Below are 3,295 nucleotides of genomic sequence, written 5' to 3' on the forward strand. Positions count from 1 at the left end.
TTGGATTGGGCAATTGCACTCACCAATTTTTCAGCTAATTTGTTGCCCATTCTTTCTAAGGACATCAATTTTGGTGTGGTTAAATCGTACAAATCTGCAACAGATTGCACGACGTTTCTATCCACCATCTGCTGCACTAATTTTTCACCCAAACCGTTAATATCCAAAGCATCGCGACTCGCCCAATGAACTAGGGAACCTTTGAAAATCGCCGGACAAGAAGTATTGACGCAGCGCGTTACTGCCTCAGTTTGCAACTTTACCACGGGCTGGTTGCAGACGGGGCAATGGGTGGGCATTTCAAATGGTTGTGTACCGGATGGGCGAAGTTCGGTGAGAACTCGTACTACTTCTGGGATGATTTCGCCGGCTTTGTGGACAATTACGGTATCGCCAATGCGGATATCGAGCGATCGCACATAATCAATATTGTGTAGGGTAGCCCGCGAAACTGTCGTCCCCGCCAATTGTACCGGGGTAAGTTCCGCCAATGGTGTCAGCGCCCCCGTTCTTCCCACATTCACGCTGATATATTCCACCCGCGTCGGCGCTTCTTCTGCTGCGTATTTCAGCGCTACCGCCCAACGGGGAAATTTCTGAGTAAAACCGAGTTGTTCCTGAAGTTTCAGGGAATTTAGCTTTACCACTACCCCATCTGTCATGTAGGGCAAATTGACTCGTTCCGTATCCCAATACTCGTAATATTGCCGAACTTCATCTAGCGAAGGACAGATTTTGCGATTGGGATTGACGCGGAAACCCATTTTTTGCAGCAATTCTAACGATTCCCACTGAGTTTGAAAATCTCTTGTGGGATGGGCATCTTGCCCGTCCTTGGGATGATCTCTTGTGGGATGGGCATCTTGCCCGTCCTTGGTATCATCTCTACCGGGAATGTGCAGCGTGTAGGCAAAGAAATCCAATCGTCGCTTTGCCACAATGCGAGAATCTAATTGGCGCAAAGTTCCAGCTGCGGCGTTGCGGGGATTGGCAAATAACTGTTCGCCAGCTTTTTCCCGTTCCCGATTGATTTGTTCAAATACTTGTAAGCCTAAAAACGCTTCGCCGCGCACTTCCACGCGGGGTGGTGGGTTTTCTAAGTTCAGTTTCAGGGGAATTGAGCGAATTGTCTTGACATTTTGGGTAATTTCTTCGCCTGTAATGCCGTCGCCTCTGGTTGCGCCTCTTATCAGTATGCCATTTTCGTAGGTTAGGGCGAGTGCAGAACCGTCTATTTTGAGTTCGCAAACGTATTCAACATTGTTGGTTTGTGGTGCAGGCGTCCCGCCTGTGATTCCACGCCGCCAACGTTCTTGCCAAGTGGCAAATTCCTGAATATTAAAGGCATTTTCCAAGCTGTAGAGGGGAACGTTGTGTTTTACGGCAGTAAAGTGCGTGGCAGCGCGTTCTCCCACGCGCTGAGTTGGGCTATCTGCCGTTATCAGTTCTGGATACTGGTTTTCTAGTTCTTGCAGTTGGCGGTAGAGGCGATCGTACACCGCATCCTCCATAATTGGGTTATCGAGGACGTAGTACGCATAGCTTGCTTCCTGGACTTTTTGCCGCAATTGCTGAACTTGCTGCTTGATTTCAGGCGTTACCTCTGCCACGGAATCTGTCTCCCTCAAAAATCAGACGAAGCTTAGATTCCTAGTTTAACTTCCATAAGACTTTAGCTGTGGGGTAATTCGTAAATTACCTCAAAAACTATAGGAGTTGAAATTACCTGCTGTGAGTGTAAGCTCTCCTGTAGTAAGTATTTAGATGATGCCTTGCGAGCGAGCTTTTTCGCTGCCAGAGGCAACTAATGGCAAGCTTTCTTGCAAATAATCTGTCAAGGTGCTTGAAGGTGCGATCGGGTGTTCCGGTAGGAATATTATACCTTTTTGTGTGGTTAGATTGAAGGCTTCTTTAACTTTGCCGATCGTAGTGAATTGAGTGTAAGGCATATTGTCGAGTTAGAAATTATTTGTCGTCATTAATTGCTTTTAAGGTGCTGTTAAAATTATGGGAGCATTGAGGTGTAAAAATGAGGATATGGTTGGCCAGTTTTATACTTTTGTTTGTGTTGGCGCAACTGTTTCAATGGATGAAACAGTTATCGCTGCCATTGCCGGTGTTTATTGTGGGTGGATTGTTGCTGGCGATCGCATCTAACTACGATAAGCGATCGGGTTGGCCTTTCGCACATAAGCTGCCTGAATCCCAGGTTACCATAAGCCAGTCACCAATTGTCATGGATGCGATCGATTTACCCAAATCTCCATCGATTTCTACTCTTACAGGCAAACAAGATAGTAAAGATGAATTGGCACAAAATCAGACAAATTAGAATCGGTGCGATCGCCTTATGTACTGCTGCTTTAGTACAATTTACCAAAACGGTAAACTCAGGCGAACCATCTTTGCGGCTAAATTCGATCGGCGGCGTCAGGGTGGGCAATATCGAGTATCGCACTTCCGAAACAGTCCCAGATGCCAAACTAGAACGCGCCATTTTGAGAGATCATCTGACAGACTACACACCGACAGATCCGCAAAACTACGTGCGCTATTACTACAACCGAATTGACCTTAACGGTGACAATCAACCGGAAGTGGTGGTGTATCTCGTCGGTTCTTACGTCTGCGGTTCGGGAGGCTGCAACGCACTGATTTATACTACCGTTGAACAAGATTATCAGTTATTATCCAAACATACCCTGGTTAACCCGCCAATTTTGGTCACAACTCAACGCACGTCTGGCTGGAAAAATTTGGTGTTTCTCGTAGGTGGCGGTGGCGTTACACCAGGATACAGGCTGATGCGATTTAATGGCAGAAGTTATCCTTTCAACCCTTCCGTGCAGCCAGCAGTACGTGCCCATACTACCCTCACGGGAATTGGATTGTTGAGCGATACTTTTGCCAGTCCCGGTATCAAAATTAAACCCAGATAAAAGTCTCAGAAGTGGTTTTATATGTGGACAAATTTAAAACGGTTTGTTTGGGAATGGCGGGCAGTTTTAATTACTACACCTTCGATGGCGGGACTGGTGTTGCTAATGCGCTCGTTATGTTTGTTGCAGCCTTCCGAACTGTCAGCCTTCGATCGATATATGCGTCTGCGTCCGCAAGAATCTGCCGATGACAGGATTGCGATCGTCACTATTGATGAAACAGATGTGAAAGAATGTTGTTATGTAGAAAGTCGCGACTTACTCCAGTTGATAGAAAAACTAGAAGAACATCAGCCAAGAGCTATTGGTTTGGATATTTACAGTCATTTAATTGCAGCGGAAGGTAAGGAGAAATT

The 3,295-nt window shown here is 46.3% G+C and carries 5 protein-coding genes; 3 read left to right on the plus strand and 2 right to left on the minus strand.

Features of this window, described 5'->3' with window-relative positions; all coding sequences use genetic code 11:
• On the minus strand, nt 1–1,610 hold a 1,610-nt coding region (ligA, locus tag H6S82_RS25065), incomplete at its 3' end, for an NAD-dependent DNA ligase LigA (RefSeq protein ID WP_191056888.1).
• 150 nt (nt 1,611–1,760) lie between these two features.
• On the minus strand, nt 1,761–1,949 hold the full coding sequence (locus H6S82_RS25070; protein WP_322111966.1) for a hypothetical protein: 189 nt from the start codon (nt 1,947–1,949) through the stop codon (nt 1,761–1,763).
• Between the two features lie 80 nt (nt 1,950–2,029).
• On the opposite strand from H6S82_RS25070, the gene H6S82_RS25075 reads away from it, so the two are divergent.
• The 3 genes from H6S82_RS25075 to H6S82_RS25085 all read left to right on the plus strand — a co-directional run.
• Nucleotides 2,030–2,332: a hypothetical protein gene (locus tag H6S82_RS25075; RefSeq protein ID WP_190470087.1), complete on the plus strand. Its 303-nt coding sequence runs from the start codon at nt 2,030–2,032 to the stop codon at nt 2,330–2,332.
• A complete protein-coding gene (locus H6S82_RS25080; RefSeq protein ID WP_190470089.1) occupies nt 2,304–2,939 on the plus strand; it encodes a hypothetical protein in 636 nt (211 codons plus the stop codon). Before H6S82_RS25075 ends, H6S82_RS25080 begins: the two co-directional genes overlap by 29 nt.
• A 21-nt stretch (nt 2,940–2,960) precedes the next feature.
• Nucleotides 2,961–3,295, plus strand: a 335-nt coding sequence (locus H6S82_RS25085) for a CHASE2 domain-containing protein (RefSeq protein ID WP_191056889.1), incomplete at its 3' end; no start/stop codon positions are given.

Source organism: Planktothrix sp. FACHB-1355, from assembly GCF_014748295.1.
Classification (GTDB): Bacteria; Cyanobacteriota; Cyanobacteriia; order Cyanobacteriales; family Aerosakkonemataceae; genus Aerosakkonema; species Aerosakkonema funiforme_A.

Excerpts from the sequence above, each read along its gene's own strand:
- H6S82_RS25070 (WP_322111966.1), bottom strand. The coding sequence starts at position 1,949 with ATGCCTTACACTCAATTCACTACGATCGGCAAAGTTAAAGAAGCCTTC.
- H6S82_RS25075 (WP_190470087.1), top strand. The coding sequence starts at position 2,030 with ATGAGGATATGGTTGGCCAGTTTTATACTTTTGTTTGTGTTGGCGCAA.
- H6S82_RS25080 (WP_190470089.1), top strand. The coding sequence starts at position 2,304 with ATGAATTGGCACAAAATCAGACAAATTAGAATCGGTGCGATCGCCTTA.